Origin of the sequence: Staphylococcus schweitzeri (assembly GCF_002902405.1) — a bacterium.
Classification (GTDB): domain Bacteria; phylum Bacillota; class Bacilli; order Staphylococcales; family Staphylococcaceae; genus Staphylococcus; species Staphylococcus schweitzeri.
Genome location: NZ_PPQS01000030.1, coordinates 6,569 through 29,462 on the forward strand (window position 1 = coordinate 6,569; position 22,894 = coordinate 29,462).

Annotated in this window: 19 protein-coding genes; 6 read left to right on the forward strand and 13 right to left on the reverse strand. The window is 31.4% G+C overall.

The features are described 5' to 3' along the window. From CD116_RS06085 to esxA, 10 genes are all read right to left on the reverse strand, one after another. A partial coding sequence (locus CD116_RS06085) for a DUF5079 family protein (RefSeq protein WP_142381043.1) occupies positions 1 to 132 on the reverse strand: 132 nt, incomplete at its 3' end. Positions 133 to 146: 14 nt separating this feature from the next. Beyond that, positions 147 to 1,700, reverse strand: a complete 1,554-nt coding sequence (locus CD116_RS06090) for a T7SS effector LXG polymorphic toxin (protein WP_047548745.1) — start codon at positions 1,698 to 1,700, stop codon at positions 147 to 149. Positions 1,701 to 1,725: 25 nt separating this feature from the next. Beyond that, positions 1,726 to 2,121 carry a YwqH-like family protein gene (locus tag CD116_RS06095; protein ID WP_047529248.1) on the reverse strand — a complete coding sequence of 132 codons (396 nt, stop codon included), beginning with the start codon at positions 2,119 to 2,121 and terminating at the stop codon, positions 1,726 to 1,728. A gap of 17 nt (positions 2,122 to 2,138) precedes the next feature. After that, on the reverse strand, positions 2,139 to 2,435 hold the full coding sequence (locus CD116_RS06100; RefSeq protein WP_047529246.1) for a TIGR04197 family type VII secretion effector: 297 nt from the start codon (positions 2,433 to 2,435) through the stop codon (positions 2,139 to 2,141). A gap of 11 nt (positions 2,436 to 2,446) precedes the next feature. Continuing rightward, complete coding sequence (gene essC, locus CD116_RS06105) at positions 2,447 to 6,892, reverse strand: type VII secretion protein EssC (RefSeq protein ID WP_047529244.1); 4,446 nt, start codon at positions 6,890 to 6,892, stop codon at positions 2,447 to 2,449. Between the two features lie 21 nt (positions 6,893 to 6,913). After that, the gene (essB, locus tag CD116_RS06110; RefSeq protein ID WP_047448913.1) at positions 6,914 to 8,248 is read right to left on the reverse strand and encodes a type VII secretion protein EssB; all 1,335 of its coding nucleotides are present in this window, start codon (positions 8,246 to 8,248) and stop codon (positions 6,914 to 6,916) included. A gap of 12 nt (positions 8,249 to 8,260) precedes the next feature. Beyond that, positions 8,261 to 8,503, reverse strand: a complete 243-nt coding sequence (gene esaB, locus CD116_RS06115) for a type VII secretion protein EsaB (protein WP_001071606.1) — start codon at positions 8,501 to 8,503, stop codon at positions 8,261 to 8,263. Next, the gene (gene essA / locus CD116_RS06120; protein ID WP_047424045.1) at positions 8,475 to 8,933 is read right to left on the reverse strand and encodes a type VII secretion protein EssA; all 459 of its coding nucleotides are present in this window, start codon (positions 8,931 to 8,933) and stop codon (positions 8,475 to 8,477) included. Before essA ends, esaB begins: the two co-directional genes overlap by 29 nt. Beyond that, entirely contained in the window at positions 8,933 to 11,962 is a 3,030-nt protein-coding gene (gene esaA / locus CD116_RS06125; protein WP_047548749.1) for a type VII secretion protein EsaA, read from the reverse strand. Before esaA ends, essA begins: the two co-directional genes overlap by 1 nt. Before the next feature lie 83 nt (positions 11,963 to 12,045). Next, entirely contained in the window at positions 12,046 to 12,339 is a 294-nt protein-coding gene (gene esxA / locus CD116_RS06130) for a WXG100 family type VII secretion effector EsxA (RefSeq protein ID WP_001240826.1), read from the reverse strand. Positions 12,340 to 12,586: 247 nt separating this feature from the next. Between esxA and CD116_RS06135 the strand changes: the two genes are divergently transcribed. From CD116_RS06135 to CD116_RS06155, 5 genes are all read left to right on the forward strand, one after another. Then, positions 12,587 to 13,480, forward strand: a complete 894-nt coding sequence (locus tag CD116_RS06135; protein ID WP_047548752.1) for a CHAP domain-containing protein — start codon at positions 12,587 to 12,589, stop codon at positions 13,478 to 13,480. A 322-nt stretch (positions 13,481 to 13,802) separates the two neighbouring features. Continuing rightward, on the forward strand, positions 13,803 to 15,326 hold the full coding sequence (locus CD116_RS06140) for a DUF6583 family protein (protein ID WP_047548756.1): 1,524 nt from the start codon (positions 13,803 to 13,805) through the stop codon (positions 15,324 to 15,326). A 67-nt stretch (positions 15,327 to 15,393) separates the two neighbouring features. Next, the gene (locus CD116_RS06145) at positions 15,394 to 16,560 is read left to right on the forward strand and encodes an ABC transporter permease (protein WP_047548759.1); all 1,167 of its coding nucleotides are present in this window, start codon (positions 15,394 to 15,396) and stop codon (positions 16,558 to 16,560) included. Further along, on the forward strand, positions 16,557 to 17,477 hold the full coding sequence (locus CD116_RS06150; protein WP_047548762.1) for an ABC transporter permease: 921 nt from the start codon (positions 16,557 to 16,559) through the stop codon (positions 17,475 to 17,477). Before CD116_RS06145 ends, CD116_RS06150 begins: the two co-directional genes overlap by 4 nt. 13 nt (positions 17,478 to 17,490) lie before the next feature. After that, complete coding sequence (locus tag CD116_RS06155; RefSeq protein WP_047424057.1) at positions 17,491 to 18,150, forward strand: ABC transporter ATP-binding protein; 660 nt, start codon at positions 17,491 to 17,493, stop codon at positions 18,148 to 18,150. A gap of 50 nt (positions 18,151 to 18,200) precedes the next feature. On the opposite strand, the gene CD116_RS06160 is transcribed toward CD116_RS06155, so the two are convergent. After that, positions 18,201 to 19,163 (reverse strand): M23 family metallopeptidase, encoded by a 963-nt coding sequence (locus tag CD116_RS06160; protein ID WP_047548765.1) that lies wholly within the window; start codon positions 19,161 to 19,163, stop codon positions 18,201 to 18,203. Positions 19,164 to 19,466: 303 nt separating this feature from the next. After that, entirely contained in the window at positions 19,467 to 20,459 is a 993-nt protein-coding gene (locus CD116_RS06165) for a choloylglycine hydrolase family protein (RefSeq protein ID WP_047548767.1), read from the reverse strand. A 233-nt stretch (positions 20,460 to 20,692) separates the two neighbouring features. On the opposite strand from CD116_RS06165, the gene CD116_RS06170 reads away from it, so the two are divergent. Then, the gene (locus CD116_RS06170) at positions 20,693 to 22,069 is read left to right on the forward strand and encodes an MFS transporter (RefSeq protein WP_047529232.1); all 1,377 of its coding nucleotides are present in this window, start codon (positions 20,693 to 20,695) and stop codon (positions 22,067 to 22,069) included. A 128-nt stretch (positions 22,070 to 22,197) separates the two neighbouring features. On the opposite strand, the gene CD116_RS06175 is transcribed toward CD116_RS06170, so the two are convergent. Further along, positions 22,198 to 22,590 (reverse strand): hypothetical protein, encoded by a 393-nt coding sequence (locus CD116_RS06175; protein WP_047424065.1) that lies wholly within the window; start codon positions 22,588 to 22,590, stop codon positions 22,198 to 22,200. Positions 22,591 to 22,894: the final 304 nt, after the last annotated feature.

A 22,894-nucleotide genomic window follows, 5' to 3' on the forward strand; every position in this document is an offset into this window, starting at 1 on the left:
AGGAAACCTTTCATAATCTAAACCAAAAAAGAAAGTTAGACATGAAAAAAGTATCAAAAATAATGATATTAAACTTAAGGCTTGTGCACCTGGCTTTCGAAGAACATCTATATTTTCCTTAGTATTATTCATTTTTTAATCTCCTTTTAAAATACATTACTTAAAGTTTTACAAAAACCATTACTTCTAATAGAACTAACCGTATTATTGAGTTTATCTTTAGCAAGATCTGTTATTGACTTGCCACCAACTACTTTAAAATCAGACGAAGCACCTACTACAATTCCAGCTATTCCGCCTACAACTGCTCCAACAGGTCCTCCAATTGCTGCTCCAACTGCCGCTCCAGTTGCAGTTGAGCCACCAATTGCCCCTAAATCAACAATAGATCCAACAATTTTTTTCTGTACTGATTTTTCATTTACAACATTATTTGCTACTGCTGCTACTGCTCCTAGTGGCCCTAAAAGCTTACCAGCATATCTCATACTTTTCAAAAATTTCCCTAGTTTGTTTTTGCCTAGAAAATCCTTAACTTCATCCAAACATATATTTTTTAAATTTTTAGGATTTTTCAAAAATTCACGTAACTGTTTTTGACTCATACTTTCCCATGCGGCTTTAGCACCTCTTTTCATTGCAGATTTACCATTGTATCTTCCTGCAACTTTTTCTAGCTGCTTGAATTCAGTATCGCTATAATTTCTGGTCATTTTAAACCCAGCTTTTAATTTCTCACTGAATTTCATTTTATTATTTTTATCAAGTATAAATTTAGCAGCTTTAACTAATCTTTTTCCTTCAATATTTTCAACATTCGTTTGCATAGTTGCATTTATTAATTTTAATTTTTTATTTCCCAATTTTCCCAACTGATTTTTAGCTAATAATTCATTACCTTTAAAGATATTACCGTCACCAGCAATATATGCAACAATTAATGCATTTTTTATTTCCATCATAGATTTAACGGTCTTTCGGTATTTATTACCACCATATATTGCGCTTTCATATTTTTCCAATTCTTTTTTCAATTCACGAAATTGGTTGTTTTCTGAATGAAGTTTATACTCACTTTTTATATATCCAGCATTTCCAGATATAGTTGATCGATTACTTGGCATATTTTTAACTTTAGAAGCCATTGTAGAAACAGGTGTAATCATAGATAATAATTCGGAATCATCTAAAAAGTGTAAACTTTGAAAATCATTAAAATTATCTAATGTATCAGTAATTTGCTTATTAAATGTTTCTCCCTTTTCTTTAACATCCTTGCCACTTATTGTTTTTGCTGTTGTTAAATCATGAACCCCTCCTATAGTAGAATTCATTCTTGTCTTAATACTCTCTATTTGTTCAATAGATTTTTTGACTTCACCTTTGTATTTTTCTATTGCATCTTCATCTAAAATTGCATTATGGTCATTATCAACACTATTTTGAAAATCTTCAATTGCATCTTTTAATTTTTTTTCAAATTCCTCCTTTATTTTTTCGATTCTACTTATTGTTTCAATATGAAAACTTTGATTATAACTATTAATATTCGATGCTGTCTTCCCTTTAAATTCACTATCATCTTTCAATTTATTAATATTATTCTTTAAAGTTTTTGTGTTGGTCGATAAGCTACTGAGAGATTTCTGTAATGAAGCATTAAAATTATTCACTTCCGACATTTTTATTTTATTCCCCATTTTATACTCCTTTACTCTTTTATATTTATAATTGACTGTCTATATTTTGAATTTCAGCAGCAATGTTTGAAATATCCGTTTCAACGCCTTCTATTTTACTTTCAAGATTTTCTAAATCCTTCTTCATTTGATTTAAGGCCTTATCAAACTTTTCTTTATATTTATCTATTGACGTATTTAAATTGGTGCGATTATCATCCGATTTGTTACGTGTTTGTCCAGACCATTGATTCTTTTCAATTTCTATACCATCATAAGTCTTCTTTTCAGAGTTAAAATCTTCTATTATGGTCTGTGCAGAATTCACTGCATCTTGCAGCCTTTTCTTATCTCCTTGTAAACTTTTCAATTCACTTTCCTTGCTTTGTTTTTGTTCTATACATCGTGCCTTTCTTTTTTTGAGCTCTTCCTTATTAGCCATTTTTATCTCCCTCTACGTTATAATCCTGGTCCTATATTATTGTTTCCATCAATTTGTCCAGCTATATCAGCATCCTTATCTCTAAAATCATTTACAGCAGTTTTCATAGCTTCTGCGTCTTGAGTGATAATAGAATGATAATTGGAAATAGCTGTAGTTAAAGTACTACTAGCAGCAGCAAATCCTGTAAATGGTGAAATGTTTGTGTATTCTAAAGAATCTGATACATTATCAAAAGAAACATTTGATCCAGCATTAGAAATACTTTCAATTTTTCCTATCGTACTACTCGTTTCGACTTTTATTTCCCCCATAATTGTCCTCCCTATTTAATTAATTTTATTTTAATATGTTCATTTTTATTGAAATAATACATTTCATATGGTTTTAATAACGGCTCTCTATTTGTGATTTTGGCTTGTAAAAACTCTTGATCATATAGCCTAGTTACAATTACTGCTTGATTAATTATTTGACGTGCTAATTTTGATTCTCTATCAAATGTTCCTAAGATATCATTGTACATACTACTAATTATTGTATAGACATTTACCTTTGGTCCTTCTGATAATATATACCTTATATCCTTTTCATTAAGTCCCGTGATAGAAATAAACGCCTTAAGGTTATTGATAAATACAATCTTCACACTTTCTTTACTTCGTTCGCTATTCAACCTTTTTTTGATTTCAACAATAAAACCTTGTTTTATTAATTGCAAATCCTCTGGCGACGCATAATATGAATTAACTAGACTTGATTTATCACTCATATTTTCGTCTGCATCAACTAATATTGTAGTTACACTTTCCTTCAGTTTAGTCATACCATCTAAAACCCGATTATTAACTATTTCTAAATCATTTGGTGTTCTTGCTGTTAATATACTTGGTGATGTCAGGTCTAAGCTAACTAGTTCCACATCCTCAAAGTCTAATCCTAATGGTAATTTGTGTTCTTCATGAATGATTTTTTCCAAATCATATGCTTCTTGAATATCATCCATTAATACCTTATCTGGCATCATTGGAATATGTTTTGGATAATCTCCTACATAGAATTCTTTCATTTGTGCTACTTCATTTTTAATGCGCTCATTATATGTTTGTCCTTCTGCTAATTCAAATGGTTGCGCAATTTGGAACTGTGTGAAGTTATCATCATTTATTGCAGCTCTACCTTTAACATCTTTCACACCTTTTTTATAAGAACCAATAATATTTGTTAATTCATTGTTTTCAAAGAGGTACAGCGCAACTCTTGTTTTAATGTTAGTAAATATAGCTGATTTTATTGCACTTGATCTTGAGCCTGAAAGAACGATGTATACCCCTAATGCTAAACCTTCACGTGTCACCTTAGACATCATTTCTTCATATTCTTCCATAAATGGTGATTCTTTCACCGTGTCGTAGTTATCGATAATTAAGAAAACATTTGGAATTGAATTTCCAGTTTCTTTATTATATTGCTCTATATTAACTACTCTCTCTTGACTTAATAGTCTTTTTCGCTCAGAGATAATATCATGTATCTTCCGTATCGCCTTCGCAATCTTGTCTTCTTGATCTACTGTAAAGTAATCAGCGACATGTGGTATGTCTGTGACTGGCATCAAACCATTAGTTCCGAAATCGAACAAGTACATATGTGCTTGATCAGGACGATGGTGTCTTGCAACATCGAAAATAATGTTGTGTAAGAACGTTGTTCTACCATATCCTGGACTTCCGATTAACGCGATGTGACCAGCTTTTTTCAATTGCAATACCATCGGTCCTTGATATTGTTCTTCTGGTACGTCTTTAAGTCCTAATGTTAATTCCACTTCTTTTGCATCATCTGACCATAATTTTCTGAAATCTGTTTCTACTAAATCTTCTTGATATACATTTTCTGGCAATGGTGGTAGCCATGGACGCTTAACTTCTTCAATTTCCAATCGTGTTGTAATTGATTCGATATGATCGATAACCGCTTCTAACTCAGTTTGATTTTCTTTCGTTTCTTCATCTTCAAGTCCACTCAAGTCTTTGTTGATTGCTTGCAGTTGACCATAGTCATTAATCATGTAAATCGTCTTATCTTCAACTTCTAATTTATCGCCTTCGATGTCATATGTTGCTCCACTCCATGCAGATTGGAATAATTCATAAATTTCATTATTACCGACTTGTAAATACGCACGACCTGGTAATGTAATGTCTGCTGCATCTGGTGTTTTTAAGATTTCATTACTGTCTTGTCTATCTTGTACTTTTAATGCCAACTTAAATTTAGAGTTAGACCAAATTTGGTCATCAACAACACCCGATGGTTTTTGTGTCGCAAGTATTAAATGAATACCTAATGAACGTCCAATACGTGCCGTTGATACAAGTTCTTTCATAAAATCAGGTTGTTCTGATTTTAATTCGGCAAACTCATCGGAAATAATGAATAAATGTGGCATTGGTTCTGTCGCAATACCTTCTTTAAATAACTTATGGTATTGATTAATATGGTTAACATCATGCTCTCCGAATAAACGTTGACGTTTTCTCAATTCGGCTTTGATTGATGTTAAGGCACGCATCGCTTCATCGCCATCTAAGTTTGTAATCGTACCAACTAAATGGACTAAATCTTTAAATAAGTTCGCCATACCCCCACCTTTATAGTCAATCAATAGGAATGCAACTTCATGAGGGTGAAAATTAATAGCTAAAGATAAAATGTATGATTGGATAATCTCAGATTTCCCTGAACCAGTGGTACCAGCAACCAAACCATGTGGCCCGTGTGCTTTTTCATGTAAGTTCAATGATAAAATATCATCTTTACCTCTTACGCCTAAAGGTACTGCCATCGTTTTGTATGTTTCGTTTTGTCTCCATCGATTAACTACATCAAGCTGATCTACTTCTTTCACGTTATACATCTCTAAAAATGTAATACTATCAGGAATTGCATTTTTCAAATGTTCGACGTGTATCAAATTCGCCAAACGTCGCGCGATATATTCTTTATCGACGTTATCAATATTTTCAGGTGTAAATTTCAATTGAACTAATTCTTTTTCTTTCGTAATCAGTTCGCCTTCAGTACGAGACTTGATATCAATAATGGTATCTACATGCTCTGGCAAACTTTCAATCACATCTTCAACAAAGATTAATGAAATACCATATTCTGATAAATCTTGGTTTACATATTCTAAAATGACATGATCAATAATTAATGACATATCTGTAATGACAAACACTAATTGCGGTGTGAAAATAATTTGCTCGTTACTTCTGCTACGTTCACGCACAGCTTGGATACGTTCTTTAATCATGCTATAAATTGACGTTAAGATTTGGTCACGTGTTCGTTGATTGTAAACAAACCCTCTAATGTTTTGACCTCTCAATGTCATATGTGGCAACCAACGTGCCCATTTCAATGTTTCAACTTCATCTTCACGTGTCACAAATAGAAACTCTAAATCATGATAACTATGGAACGTTGACAATTGGATTAGCATTTTCTCCAATTCTTCTAAAATGAGATGTCGTGCACCAATATATGCAATTGGTCCATGATTTAAATCATTGATTAATGGTGCTTGTTCTACATCTGTGTAAAATTCAAACAATTCTTTAGCATCGTCGAATAGTTCATCACGACGTTGGTTAAATTCTTCTTCTTGGTAATCTAATTTGAATGACTTTTCTACATTCGCAATACCTAACTTATAATGTAAGAAATCGTGATGATGTGATGTTTTTTCATATATTCTTGGTGCTTTCGTTTCAACGATATCTTTAATTTCAGCAACCGTTGGATAATGGTAATTCAAACTAAAACGTTGTGCTTTAATCGCTTTATTAATTTCTTTAGATTTATTATCCAAATAAGCTTTGTAATCTTTCTCTCGTTTTTCAACATCTTTGTTATACTTTTTCTTTTCAGAGAAATACGTTGTAATACCGAATACTATCGTTACTGTACTCATACCAATCATCATTAAAATATAAATACCAATTGGTCTCACTAAAAAGATGACAACAGTTAAAGCAATCATTACTAATGGCGGTATAATGGAACGCCATATCACTGTATTGTTCTTCTGTATTGGCTGTGGCGGTCTTTCAATCTTAATATCGTCAGTCGGTTCACGGTGAATAATCCTTGGCGAACGATGGTACGTATTGTAATCATCTGCCTGTGCATGTGGCATCTCTTGTGTTAAGCGAATTAATGACGATGCCACTGTATTCTGACTCAATACATTTAAACCATCAGCTTGTACTTCGAGCCATATCCCTTCAACATAAATATGATCACCAATGTAAGCTTTGTTCGTTAATTGTTCTTGTAGTTCATAATTAATATACACATCTGTATTTTTATCGTGCACAATGCGTACGTATTGTGATTCTTGTATTGACTGAAAATCTTTAATAATGATGGCATTCATCAAGCTTTGAATAACCATATCATCGTACGCATTCGGTCCAATTGTCATCGTATCTTGAATTGAAGGATACGCAAATGATGCATAATCAGCTTCTGTATAAAGCTGTAATGTAATGTCATCAAGGTCACCTTTTCTAACAAGCACCTTATTAATAGAAGTATGATTCGCTTGCCAAGTGCCTTGATTATTTTGTTCTAAATGAATGACTTCGCCTAACGATTTCAACGTAATATCTGCACGCTCGTCTTCGCTAATAGTATATGTCTTACCATCTCGCAAATTGAGCATCTTCAATTGTTTGTTATATTTTATAATCAATTTATGCATTGTCTTTGCCTCAGTCCTATACTATTTTTTTCTTTCAGCTTCTTGACGTTTTTCTTTATCTTTTTGTGCTTGTTCTTTTTGTTTCTTTTCGTTCTCTTCTTGTTGCTTTAATTTCTCATCTTTCGCTTTTGCTTTCTCTTCTTCAGATTTCGCTTTTTCATCTTTAACTTGTTTTTCTTTGTCTAAAATATCTTGCAATTTATCGTTATACTTTTTCGTTTCTTCAGAACGTTTATCATTCGACAAATCTCCGTTATTTTTAATCTCATTTAATTTATTAATCAACGCTAACTTTGTAATATCGTTATCATCTAAATAAGTGGCAATATTAATCGCTTCATCAAGATGTCCTTGTCCTAATTCCATCCAATATAATAAGTAATCTTTGTTTGAATTTGGTGTCACGTTATTAAGTAAATTTTCTTTCTTATCTTTTTCTAAACCTTGTTTATTTGTTTGGATATAACTTTTGGCATAAATGTAAAGTGCCTCTTTATCTAATTTTTTACCATCTAAATCATCATACGTATTTAGTACTTGCGTATAATCATCCTTTACAAATGCTTGGTATCCTTTTTCAATGCGCTCATTATGCTTCATTACTGAAAAATATAAAAAGGCTAAGAATGCAATTAATAACACACTTAATGTTGTCATACCGATAGCAACCCATTTAAAAACGGTATGCCCTACTTTACGAACGTATGCATAATTTTCACTATAATCTTGTTCTTGTTTCTGATACTGCTCATCTAAAAATGCCGTTAATAAGTCTAAAGTTGCCGCTTCAATAACTTTAGTTTCAAATGGTGTCCCTTTATGTAGTTCTAAGTTTCCTTCAACTAAAGCATCAAATGATTGTTTCTCATTGAATGCACAGATAACCAGTGCTTTATATCTTGTTAAAAATTCAGCTTCTGACATCGGTAAAGGGTCAACAACATTTTGTAACCCTCTTGTTTTAGCAATTGGTAATCCATCTCTTGTGAAAAATAACTCATCTGGTGCCAAAACAAATGTGTAACGTGTACGATTTACTTCTTCTAAATTTTGGATATTGAGTAAATAACGTAATTTTTCATTTTTAGTAAATGATTTAATATTATCAAAAGGTGTATGATTGTCATTAATGTCATAATGTATTTGGAAACTGTCACGTAGTTCAGTTAATTCAGCATCTATAAAATATGGAGAATGTTGTTCTAATAAGTACATTAAATGAAAATGTTCTGGTTTAATTGAAGACTTAGGAATCTCTCTCATATCTAAGCGTAATTTTGTTTTAGCTGCTTCTTCAGCATCTAAAGGCGTTAACATATCTTGCATTTCATTTTTAGGGTTATGATTTTTAACCATCTTCTTTTCCTCCTATAGTAACTTCAAAATATCTCCATCAGCGATTTGATAATCAATGAGTCGGTCATTTTCAACAAGCAATTGACCTTTCGTCATCACTTTAATTTGTGTATTCACATCGAAAATCGAAATATCCAAACTGTCTAACACTAATGCTATTAAATTCTTAATCGGTAAATATGCCGGTACTGCTAGATCATATGTGCCGTAATTATAATTAGTAAAATCAAATGTTACTTTTACGTGCTGATTCATTTTTCGTTCGTCTCCCTTTATGAATTGAAAAAATGACAAATCCTAAAGTCAAAAAAGCCCCTATAGACATCAAAATGTACGGGAATATTTTTTTCTCCTGCTTGTTTTGAATATAGGGGCTTTTATCACTCTCCGAAGTCTTTTCTAAGTTAGATTTGGAAAATAACACTTTTTTAGTTTCATTCAAGCGAGTCGAGTGACTCGCTTGATTATGAAACATATCATTTTTTATTTGTTGTTGTCGTTCTTTTTTCTGCTTAGCAATCGCGTCGTTGACTTCTTTACTATCTTTATTAAATAGCGTTGTATCATATTGATTTAAATCATTATTGATTCGCTTTTCCTCTTCTTGTTGCACATCAATATTAAGTCCGCCATTATTGCTAGATGCTGTTAAAAAAGTTAAAGCTATCACGCTATTCATCAACATTAGATTAATCTCTCTTTCTTAAAGTGTTTTATAAACATGTTCAGTACAAATCCAATAATTACGATTAACGTCAATATTACTAACGCTAAACCTATTGGATGTTCTGCATTTAAATAATTGAAGAACATATTATCAATATAAGATAATGGTGAAATTTTATTAGTAACACCTTGACCAGCTGCTTTTAAATTATTCATAGCTACAAAGTATAAGCCTAATGTAGCAACCATTATGAACATACCTATTGATTTAACTTGTCGTAATAAATACGTATTAATAAGTACGAAGACCATCATTGTTAAAATCACCATTAAGATGAATTTCATTCTATAGCCAGCTAATACATGAAACTTATTCATTGCGATTAAACTGACAATTAATCCTTCTACTAAACCAGTTGCACCAATAACACCAGACGTGATTGCATTATTCCAAAGATGGTTTTTACTACTGTAATCATCTTTAATAAAATTCATTTGTCCTTTAGCACGTTCATAGCTATAGAAAATATATGCCGTAATCATTGATAGTAAATACATCAGTAATACAAATAATGTTGGTGAAATTACATCTGTATTACCATTATTTGCTAATACATTTTCTAAGTTTTTCTTTTGAACCGGATTACTCATAAATGCTTTTAATGCTTGGTTTTGTCGGTCACCATCTTTAGAATTTTGTAATACTTTTTTGAATTCTTTAGCAAACAACTCATTATCTTTATCGTTTTTAGCCATTTGACGATTCAAATCGTTAGCTCTTACGCCTAATGCACGACCTGTCGCATGTAGTTTATTCACATTATTATCTAATTGATTTAATTGTCCACTAACTGAATCTGCAATTGATTTTGATTCCTGCGTATCAGATAACAACTGCGTACTCTTTTCAGAAATTCTGCTAATTTCTTTATCTAAGTTTGAAGACATTGTGTTAAATTCATCATTTTTACCTTTATCAATTTTTGGTTCTTGTGGCTCTTCAGCAAATGTCTTTTTAACGTTTTCTAGCTGATCAACCAGTTTAGAAATATCTTCTTTATTTTTTGTTGTATTCTTTTTGTTATTTAAAATGTCATCAATCAGTTTGTCTGAATTGTCTTCCATAGTGTCGATTTGATGTAAAACAGCTACTTTGTCGTCTTTGAAGCTTTCCATGTCATTAACAACTTGGTCAACCATCATATCAATTAAACGTTTATTATCGAATGGTTTATCTTCTCTACCTTTTGTATCTGTGTACATTTTATAATGTGCATCGAATCTAGATAATGCACTCAATTGCTGACTTAATGCATCTTTCGATAAGCGACCATCAAGGTTATGATTCAAAGTTACGTCCACAACACTCGTTGATTTTTTATCATTCGGTTCATCTTGACGATTTGCTTGTCCGAATAATAATTGTAAATGCATTGTTTTATCTTTTAAGAAATCTTTTTCAGCATCTTTTTTCAATTTAGCGACACCATTAACTTCAACTTTATAATCTTTATTTGATGTATCAAGTTGTACGCTTTGATCTTTAATATCATACTTTTTACCATTTATTTTAATTTCACCTTCAAAATTAAAATTAGGATCAGTTGCAACCGTCAATTGATTAATATCATTACTTTTAATTGTTTCAGTACGTTGCACTTTGACACCATCATTAATCAAACTACTTGTGTCTTGCGCAACTTGGTTATCATAATCTGTTAAATTAATATGATCTGTTAAAGGCTTTTTCAAATTATATTCGTTCTTATAACGTTTAGCTTCTTTAACAATAGCTTCGTATTTATTAGCTTCATCCTCATTTAATCCTGCTGCTATAAAGTCTTGTTTAGACATGTTATAGATAAATGTTGTATCTGTATCGGGTTCTTTGACAATATCATCATGCAGTTGTTTCTCTAAGTTTTCAGCAAATTGAGCATTGTTCATTTTAATGCTATTCAATGCATCTTGTAAGTCTTTGTTATTCGCAAGTTCATCTTGTAATGATTCAGTTAATTGCTTACGATAATCTTCAACCATCCCTTTTGAGAATGGTGACTCTTGTGACTTGATGATATCTCTTAATTTATCTAAGTTTTCTTTAACTGTTTGTTTATATTCTTCTTTACCTGTATCTTGCATATTAGATTGTTGATCAATTTGGCTATCCATCTGTTTCAATGCATTAATATAATTATCAAGTTCTACACTATTTTTTTGCGACTTATAATCTTGTAAGACCTTATCCATCGCTGTATTCTGTTCATCGAATAGTGAACTTTGCTTTTCAATTAAGTTCGAAACATTATAATCTGTATTCACTCTGAACGTATCTGAATTCGCACTTAATAGCGATTTATTGTATGTTTGGAACCATTTTGTAATGTCTTTATTGGCAGAAATTGAATTTACAAGCGTATCTGTAAACAATTCTGGGAAGTCATTAATTGGGTTTAATAGATAATTCGAAAATTTACTATTCACTCCATGTTCACGTGTCATAATAGCGCCAACATTCTTTTGGGCATTATGTAAATTATCAATAATACTTGTTAAATAAATTTCTACTAAGTTTTTGTTAAAGTCATTAAGTACATTACTTACTACTTTTTCAGTGTTTTTAGCTACTTCTTCTTTTTGTCCAACAGCTGTTTTATACTGTAATGATATTTTCGATGGTGTTTTAGCGTCTAATTGCATTGCTAATTTTGAAAAATTTTCAGGAATAACAATCATGACTTGGTATCCACCATTTTTTAAGCCTGACTCGGCAACGTTTCTCGTTACAGTTTCAAATTTATAGTTTTTCTCATTTGCTAACCTTTTTATAAAAGCTTGACCCAACTCAACCTTTTTACCGTTGTATGTTGTTGGTTGATCTTCGTTAACAATTGCGATATGTATTGTATTATTTTTATTACTTACATTGTGAGATTCTTTTTCAGATTGATCTCCATATTTTGTTTGAACAAAAAATATCATACTAACTATGGCAATTAAAATAATTAAAGTAACAATTAATGCATAAATCCAATTTTTCTTTTTCATGCTTATTTCCTTTCAGATATTTTCTTAAAAAAATGATAGGCAAAGCCACAATATTGATTGTGACTTTGCCAATTTCAGAATGCTTATTGCAAACCGAAATTATTAGAAAGTTGTTGGTCTTGCTCTTGAACAGCATCAGCAGTGCTATTCAATTGTTGTTTGATTTCTTCTAACAATTGAGCGAATTTTTCTACTTTAGGACTTAATTGTTGGAATTGCTCTTCGAAACGGCTGAAAGCTTGACCTTCCCAGTTTGCTGCAATTTCACCTTGTGCACGTGTTAAATCAGATAAAATTTGACGGATTTGGTCTGAACCTTGCCCGTAAGATTGTGATTTTGCTCTGATTTCCTCTGGACTCATCTTAATCATTGCCATAACTAGAAACCTCCTGAATATTTTAAGTTTATCAAAACTTTTTAGGGACACTATTATTTAGAAAAGTGTTCCTTACTCAAATAATATATAAATTATTAGTATATGTATATAGTTTTTTAAGTATTTTTAGCTTTTTTTAAATAAATATATTGAATATACCCATATATTTTTAATTACCCATTCATTTTTGTAATATAAATGTGTATACTAAAATTAAATTAAATACATAAAGGATTATATGGTTATTATGAAGAAAACAATTTTACTGACTATGACAACTCTTACTTTTTTTAGTATATTGCCCCATTCGGCCATAGCTACTACGAATGACAATCAAACACTAGAAGAAGCACAAAAAGCACACCCAAATGCACAGTTCAAAGTGAATAAAGACAACGGCACTTATACATATACATACGACAAAAATAATGTGCCAAATAGTAATCAGCAATCACAGTCACGTACATCAGAGAATAATCAACACACAAATCAACGTGACCATAATACTAATCAGTACCATTCGCCATTGAGTGATCAGTACACCAACATTAATGATGCAATAGATTCACATACACCACCTCAAACGCCACCAAGCAATCCGTTGACACCTGCAATACCGAATGTCGAAGACAACGACGATGAAATAAATAATGCTTTTTCAAAAGACAAAAAAGGGCTCATTACAGGCATTGACTTAGATGAATTGTATGACGAATTACAAATTGCTGAATTTAATGACAAGGCTAAAACAGCAGATGGTAAACCATTAGCGTTAGGAAATGGTAAAATTATTGATCAGCCTTTATTCACAAGCAAAAATAACTTATATACTGCTGGACAATGCACATGGTATGTCTTTGATAAACGTGCAAAAGAGGGACATACAATTAGTACGTTTTGGGGAGATGCCAAAAACTGGGCAGGTCAAGCTTCAAGCAATGGTTTTAAAGTAGATAGACACCCTACACGAGGATCAATTTTACAAACTGTAAATGGCCCCTTTGGTCATGTAGCCTATGTTGAAAAAGTTAATATTGATGGAAGTATTTTAATTTCCGAGATGAATTGGATTGGTGAATATATCGTTTCATCAAGAACCATCTCTGCTTCAGAAGTTTCATCATATAATTACATTCATTAAATTAATCATGACATCAATAAAAAGCGACCAGTTCGCAGTTTACAATTCGTAACACTGCAAAATTGGTCGCTTTATTTTGTATACTTTTCAAATATTAAATAAATCTTCTTCGCCAAAAAGATACTGCCTAACAAGTTAATCAACACATTTCAAGAATCATTATGTAATCAAACTATTTTTTGTAGTTTATTAGATTTTCAATAACTTATTAATCATTATTATAACTAAAATTCTATTAATTTAAACAAAATTTAAAATAAACCATTTAATAAAATGTATTGTTCTGATATGATTAACTCATAAATAATTGGGAGGAAACAAAATGTCTAAAAAACTAAAAATTATAATTCCTATTATTATAGTCTTATTATTAATAGGTGGAATCGCATGGGGAGTTTATGCATTTTTTGCTAATACACCGAAAAATACATACCTGAAAAGTGAACAACAAACCGCAAAAATGTATAAAGATTATTTTAATGACCGTTTTGAAAATGAAGTGAAGTTCCAAGAAAAGATGAAGGATAATTCATTTTTATCTTCATTAGAACTTAGCGCAGATGCATCAGATGAAATTATTAAAGGCCTTGGTATTCCTAAATCTGCTGTAAATGCTTCTAAAATTAAAATGTCTTATGGACATGATCCAAAAAAAGAGAAATCAATGATTAATCTTGAACCAACAGTAGCTGATACTGAATTAGGGAAATTCCAGTTAGCTGCAGATAAAGATAAGCATTATTTCGAATCACCGTTATTTAAAGGGAAATATAGTATTGATAATTCTGATTTGCTATCAACTTATTCAAAACTTACAGGTGAAGATGAAGAAACAGCAAAAGAGAATGGTATTACAAACCAACAATTAAATTTAAATAGTATTTTCAGTAATGCTCAAGCACAACAAAGTGACTACAGCAAGATTGCCGAAAAATATTCAGAACTTATTGTCGACAAATTAGATGATGATAATTTTGAAAAAGGTAAAAAAGAAGAAATTAAGGTTAATGGCGAAAAGTACAAAGTTAGACCTGTCACATTAACACTTAGCAGAGCTGACACTAAAAAAATCACATTAGCTGTATTAGAAGAAGCTAAAAAGGATAAAGATCTTAAAAAATTAATGAAAGAACAAGGTGCTACAAAAGACTTTGAAAAAGACATCAAAAAAGCAATTGACGATGCCAAAGAAACTAAAAAAGATGAGTTTCCTAAAATTCAATCTAAAATTTATACAGAAAAACATACAATTGTAAAACGAGAAATTACAATTACAGACAAAGAAAATAATAAAACCAAAATCAAAGGTACTAATACTTTAGAAGACGATAAGTTAAAACTAGATTACGCACTAGATTTCGACCAAGATAAATACACGTATGCTGAAGCGAAATATACAATTAAAGGCGTATCTTCTAAAGAAAAAGACAATAAATACAGTGATAAATATGAATTTGGTAAAAAGACAGAATATGATGAATCAAAAATCAAATTAGATAACCAAGAAAAAGTAGATGGTACAAAACGTCAAGATAAAGGTAAAATCGCTTTTGCAATGGATAAATATAGCAATGAAAATGAAATTACATTTGAAAATAATATAGATTCTGACGTAAAAAATAACACTCAGAAATCAACGTTAGATATTGGCATCAAATATGCTGAAGAACCAATTAACTTCATTTTAAAATCTAACACAAAATTAAAAGCAGATATTGATTTTGATGATAGTGGCGCGAAAGATTTCAATAGTTTATCTTCAAAAGACCGCGAAAAACTTGAAAAAGAAATCGAAAAAAATGGCGGCAAAATGTTTGAATCAATTTTAAAAAAGGTATCTAAATAACTAAAATATAACAATAAGATTGAAAGGTTATCATGCCTTTCAATCTTATCATTGGAGGAGTGGTTAAATGAAAACAATACATTTGTTTCGCATCTACCACTCTTTTTTATTGAAAAAGTGGTATTTGATTATCTATTTACTATTTATATTAGCGGCACTCCTTATTACATTAACGACAATCCAACATGTAACAGAAGATGATAATCATTTTAATATAGGTGTCGTGGATAAAGATCAATCTAGTGAAACGAAATTGATTTTAAGTTCTATCGGTAAAGGTAGTAATTTAGGTAAAAATGTGAGCATTAAAGCTTATGATAATAAACAAGCACATACTTTGTTAAAACAACATAAACTTCAAGGCTATTTTGTGTTTGATAAAGGTATGACAAGGGCTTTTTATAAACAAGGCGAACTACCAATTTCAGTATATACATATGATCAACAATCCATGAAAAGTGTTGTATTGTCACAGTTAACAGATTCTGTGTACCAACGTCTTATGCTATCGATGGGTGGTATTTTAGCTTTTCAAGACTTAGCACCGAAAGCATCACATTCTGACAGTATTAATGTAATGACAGATTTGCTGATTACAGGATTAAACCGTTCAGGTGCATTTAACTTAGAACCGATTCATTTATACGATACGGGCAGTTATTATGCAATTACAGGATTTTTAGCAGCGATATTCATCTTTGCACTATCTTTATTTACAGTTTTGAAAATGAATCAAGATACTGTATTGAAAGAGCGATTGAAAATGTTTCATTTTTCTAAAGAACGTTTGTTAATCATTCGTGTGTTTATTACATGGTTTTATACTATGTTATGGAGCATCGTCGGCGTAGTTTGGATCATGTATAGTATTTCAAATACATTTGAATTATATAATTGGCCGACATTAGCTATCCATTTAAGCTATTATGTCACTTTTTTAATACTGTGTTTGCTGCTGATTGAACTCTTAACGACTGACTTGATGAATGGTATTTGTAAAATCATGTTAGCTATTATGGTTTTGATGCTATCTGGCATGACTGTACCTACTATTTTTCTACAGCACGTAGCAAACGGTATTTTTACTATTCAACCATTTGCTATTGTAACGAATCAATTATTAGAAATTATTTTAAACAACTATATTTTAGAACTACACCCTAGTTTCTATCTTAGCCTCATCGCACTGATAATTATTAATTTAGCTGTATTGGTTTGGAGGTATCGTCAATGAAACCTTATATACATCTTGTGGTGTTCAAGCAATGGCTACAATACATCATGTTAGTTGCAATCATATTAATTGCACTTTTACTATGCAGTTTTGGTTATCGTGTGGCGCATGAAAATTTCAAAATACCTATTACTATTCAAGATTTAGACCAAACTACTGCTTCAAAATCATTAATAAATAAAATTAAACAATCTGATTATGTAACTGTTAACAAAGTCGATGAAGATGAAAGCTATATTGAAGATGATGTTACTAAAAAGGAAGCTATTTTAAGTATGCAAATTCCTAAAGGTTTCTCTCAAAAATTAAAAGAGAACCGTTTAAAAGAAACCATAAAGTTATATGGTAGAGATGATTTTATCGGTGGTATTGCTGTAGAAATTGTCAGTAGTTCATTATATGAACAGCAAATTCCTAATATTATTTATGAACACCTTGAGGATATGAAACATCATCAATCTATAACAGCTATCAATAAGTCCTATCATAAACATACACCTGAATCTAAAATCAAATTTGTATCGCTGACTAAACAAGCACAACACTCTATTTCAATCAGTTTAATCTTTGCAGCTATTTTATTTGTTAGCGCGGTTCAAGTTGTACTTCATTATCGTTTAAACCAACAATCAGCATTGCAACGATTATCACAATATCATTTAAGTCGTTTCAAACTATATAGTACTTATGTAACGACACATACGATCTTGTTATTGTTGGTACTATTGGCAGTTAGTCTATACTTGTCCCAATCACTCAGCTTAATATTTTACTTAAAATCACTATTACTTATATTGATTTATGAGATAGGTATTGTCTTTATCTTATTCCATATTCAAACAATAAGTCATCGATTATTCATGACATTTATATATGCACTTGCTATGGGTATCGTATACTTGACCATTTTCATGTAAAGGAGCGTAACTGATGATAGAAATTAATAACCTTTCAAAGCGTTACCGTAACAAACAGATTTTCAATCATTTAACCATGTCCTTTGATAGTAATCGTTTAACAGTATTACTTGGTGATAATGGCGCTGGAAAATCAACATTACTTCGTATGATTGCTGGTATTGAAAAAGCTAACGATGGAACGATTAACTATTTCGGCGAAAAATGGAATCAAAGACAAATTCAAAATCATATCGGTTATGTGCCACAAGACATTGCATTATTTGAGCATATGACAGTTGCTGAAAATATTAAATTCTTTAAATCACTTTGTAAAAATCCCATTAACGATACAACTATCAATGAATATTTACAACAATTAAACTTTGATGATACATCTATAAAAGTATCTACATTATCTGGTGGAAATAAACGTAAAATTAATATATTAGTTGGTTTATTAGGACAACCACGAATTCTTATTTTAGATGAGCCTACGGTTGGTATTGATTTAAAATCTAGACATGATATTCACCAATTACTTAACATTATGAAATTTAAATGCTTAATTATATTAACTACCCATCATTTAGATGAGGTTGAAGCACTTGCAGATGATATCAAATTAATTGGCCAAGACCCTTTTTATCAGCATGTTTTAGATGAAAAGCAATGGACATATACTTACTATTAAAACGAAAAAACCCAAGTTGCGTATGATATCGTAACTTGGGTTTTACTTTATTATCTACTTTGTAGGTATGACGTTGGGTCTACTGCATATTGATTGCCTATTCCACCAGACATACGTTGGAAGTGTACGTGAGGTGCTGTTGAGTTACCAGTGCTACCTGAATATGCAATTTGGTCGCCAGCTTTGACTTTATCACCCGCTGAAACAGTTAAACGATTATTATGCATATACCATTGGTAGTTATTGCTGTTCGCTTCTTTAATCGTCACTTGATTACCGCCACCATAGTTACTCCAACCTGCTTGTACTACTGTACCGTCAGTAAGTGAGTATACAGGTGAATTTTCAGGCATTGCATAGTCTACCCCGTAATGCGCACCACCACCATGATATTGTCCATAAGGTTGTAATTGTTTATGACTAGTTAACCAGCTTGCATCTGAGGCATGTCCAGTTGCTGACGCTTTACTTGCAGATCCACCATTTTGATTTGTTGTTTGCTTCGATGTGCCATTAGGATAATTGACTTCTCCATTGCCATCATGACGCGTATATGATTGACCATTATTGTTCTGTGAATAATAGCTCGCATCTGGACCAACATTTGATTGATAACCATATTGATTAATATGTTGTTGGCTTTGACTCGTTGTGTAGTCATTGTTATCTTCTGCTGTTGCCGGATTCACATATGTTTGACCGCTTCCGTTAGCATCTGCATGATTTGGATAACAGTTATAAAAGTAATGTGTATGCCCTTGTGCGTCTACCAATGTATAACTATATTCTTTATTGTCAAACATTGCTTGATTCCAGTTACCATCTGGCGTGTGATGATAATTCCCATAAGAATCAATTGTATAATAAGTACCATAAGATACGTCTTGTGATTGTGTTGACATTTGTGTATGTGCTTGTTGTGTATTTGTCGTTTCTGCTGCATCTGCTTGATGTGCCATTGTAAATGTAGCGAAGCCCATCGTTGCTATTGCTGCTGCCGTTAATTTTTTCATGTATAAAACATCCTCCATTAAAGTTAATGTTAGTTTTCAAATAAACTGTAATGCACATACTAAAATAATCAAACTATCTAGTAAAGTGTTTAAGCCACATTTTCAAACTTTTTAATATTACAGAAATGTTTTACCAAACTCATTGCAACACTATTACAAAAAATATACGTATTGATAATAAATTGACATATCTCCATTTCTAAATCGCACAAAAATAAGCGTAAGAATTTAGTATCATCATACGCTTATAAATAAAGCAATATTTACTTCAAATTTGCAAATCACCAAATTGTTATATTTAATTTAATAATCTTCATTCAACTTTTTTACAACTAAATGAGTTTCTGGATTAAAAATTGTCATGTCCTTTTTACGAATTAAATCATCCGTAAGTTTAAGTTCTACAATTTCATTACTTCCATAATATTTAATGTACAACGTCCTTGTAGTTAAATTTATAACCGTTTGATACATCGTATAATGACTATCAGCATCATGTGGACGAACAATACCTACAGGAATGTTAACTGCATCTAATAAATAAAATGCATTCATTAAATCCGTCTCTTTATCATTATTCTGAGATATATGTGATTTCATAAATGCCATACGTACAAAACGTTCTGTAGAAGTAAATCCGCCTGGCAATCCAAATGTGCCTGATTCATTACCTAAAGGTTCAACTGTTACATCTTCCAGTAATTTTGATGAAGATGGATAAGGAGAAACATTAATATATTGTCTTAAATTGTTATAATGCCATGCTAAATCTGGATGATTTGTTAATACACCAATAGGATTATCTGTTACAACTACTTTACCATTTGCAAACGAAACTTCTACTGAGTGTCCTGTTTTATCAGAAACATGATAATGTAACGGGGGCACTTCACCAATATCATTTAAATAAACTGCAACAACATTAATTTGAGAAGCTTGTTGTTTAATATCTTCAATACTCGTTGTATATCCTAAAATCCATGTCACAATTTCATTTTGTGTAATATTCATCGCTCCTGTTTTATGAGCAGAAGCATATGAACTATAACCTCGGAAATACTGCGTTGAAATGGCAACGCCATGCTCATTAACACCATCTCCATAAATAAAACCTTCCATATTTGTCCCAGTACCAATAAAACCGAATTTAGTTTGACCTGTTGTTCCTGTACGTGATGTCCAATGGTAATTTCTAGGTGTCACTGCTGGTGAACCATCTAACGGATAATCATAATCCATCGTGCGTCCAAGAAGTACTTGATTATTTAAGGTTTGTATTGTGAATCCTGTGCACATTGTTCTCACTCCTCTACTATCTTTAATTATTTAAAATGTCTCAAAATAAAGCTACTTCACTAAAACATACTATAAAAAATTATGCCTGCAAGCAATTAATTGATATTCATTCTCAATAACTATGGTATGATATGTAGGAAATCATGACTAATTTATAAGCGAATATTTAAATTCATATTTCCAAGCTTAGAAGCATGACTTTCTATACTTAATTTTTACAAGGAGTGACATCTGTGAATCACACACAATCTTCAACACGCAGTCATATTATTATTGCGATTATGTTATCTGCATTAACATATTGGTTGTTTGCACAATCATTTATTAATATAGGACCACTCGTTGGTCAAACATATCATACGTCACCTGCCATTTTAAATTTATCGATTAGTTTAACTTCTTTTGCCACTGGCATTTTTATGGTAGCAGCGGGTGACATAGCTGATAAAATTGGACAATTAAAAATGACATACATTGGACTCATAGTCAGCATTATTGGTTCTATTCTGTTAATAATTTCGGACATAACCGCCCTTTTAATTTTGGGTAGAATTTTACAAGGTCTATCAGCAGCTATCTTATTACCTTCAACAGTAGGTGTTTTAAATAATCAATTTAAAGGCGATCATTTAAGACGTGCCATTAGTTACTTAATGATTAGTACAGTGGGCGGTATCGGTCTAGCAGGTGTCATTGGCGGTTTTATTGCCACAAATTTCGGTTGGCAAACTAATTTCATTATAAGTATCGTAATAGCTTTAATCGCCATACTGCTTCTTAAAGGAACATCTGAAAAAGTAAGACAACATCGTACCCATCATCCTTTTGATTATAAGGGGATGACCGTTTTTGCTGTAATGATTGGAAGCTTCACATTGCTATTAACCCAAGGTTTTGAACAAGGTTGGTTTAGTACATTTTCATATATTTGTCTTGGTATATTTGTTATCTCTACAATTATATTTATTATCATTGAACGCCGTTATACAACACCATTTATTGATTTTGCAGTATTTCACAACCGTCCGTTTATTGGTGCATTTTTAAATAATTTTGTTTTAAACAGTGGTCTGGGTGTAACGGTTGTCTTCTTTATATATGCACAAACCCATCTTGGATTATCTGCTGCTCAATCTGGTTTAGTTACTTTACCTTATGCCATTGTAGCCGTTGCGATGATTCGGTTAGGCGAAAAAGCAACATTACGTTTCGGTGGCAAGTTGATGCTCATCATTGGTCCAATGTTCCCTGTCATCGGCATCACTATTATTAGCATGACTCAATTATCGGCATCACAATATGTCATTTCAGTTGTAATTGGTTTCGTCATATGTGCTATAGGTAATGGTTTAGTAGCAACACCTGGACTTACGATTGCAATTTTTAGTATGCCAAATGAAAAAGTTGGCTTAGCTACAGGATTATATAAAATGAGTGGTACATTAGGTGGTGCTTTTGGTATAGCGTTAAGTACAACAGTATTCAGTATGTTACAACTAAACTATACACCTAGTGTAGCTGCAACTGTAACATTTTTAGTCAGCATTATATTGATGATCCTTGGCTCTTTATCTGCATACATGATCATTCCAAAAACAGTTAAATCATAAATATAATAGAAGATTCATGTTTCGAAATATCTGTATCACTTTAAAATGATACTCATCAAATTCCATAAAAATAAGCGAAGAACATTTTTCTCTGTTCTTCGCTTACACTAATTATATTCACTATCAATTTATACAAAATGGCCATTTTCAAATATAATGCGTTGTTTCTGACCTTGAATATATTTATCATAATTCTCTTTTTGAAAATCAGTTAACATTAATCGTGATGTGCCATACTTTAATACTTTGTCAGGCGTTTCAATTCTCATTTTTCTGAACAACCATCCGTCTTTCAACACAATTCGACTTACAGGTTCATATGATAATTCTACTGTTTCTTTAATTTCAAATGTCTTGAATGAAATAATCGTGCACATTAAAAATGTATCCCCAAAATAATAAACACATAAATCCTCACGTTTATGTTGTCCAACTAGCAAACGACCATATTCGAACTCTTTTTCTGGATATTTCAATTCTAAAAAACTAATAATCTCTTCTTCTTTTAATTTGAATTGCATTTAAAAACATCCTCTCTTCGATTGTGACTACTCTTTTTCAATAACTAAACACTCATCTTACATAGTTAAATATACATTATTTTATTATATATTTTAACACTTTTTTCAAAATCCAAAAGTTAGTATATACAAATAATAGCTTGATCATTTATATGCATTTCTAGTATGCCGCTTTTTCATATTTCTAAACTTTTTAATCATTTTTCCAATACTATATTCAACCTCATTAATTGAAAATAAGCGATGTATGCTTACGTATGTTATCGAATGTTTTCTCATGATATGATAAATATAATAATTGGGT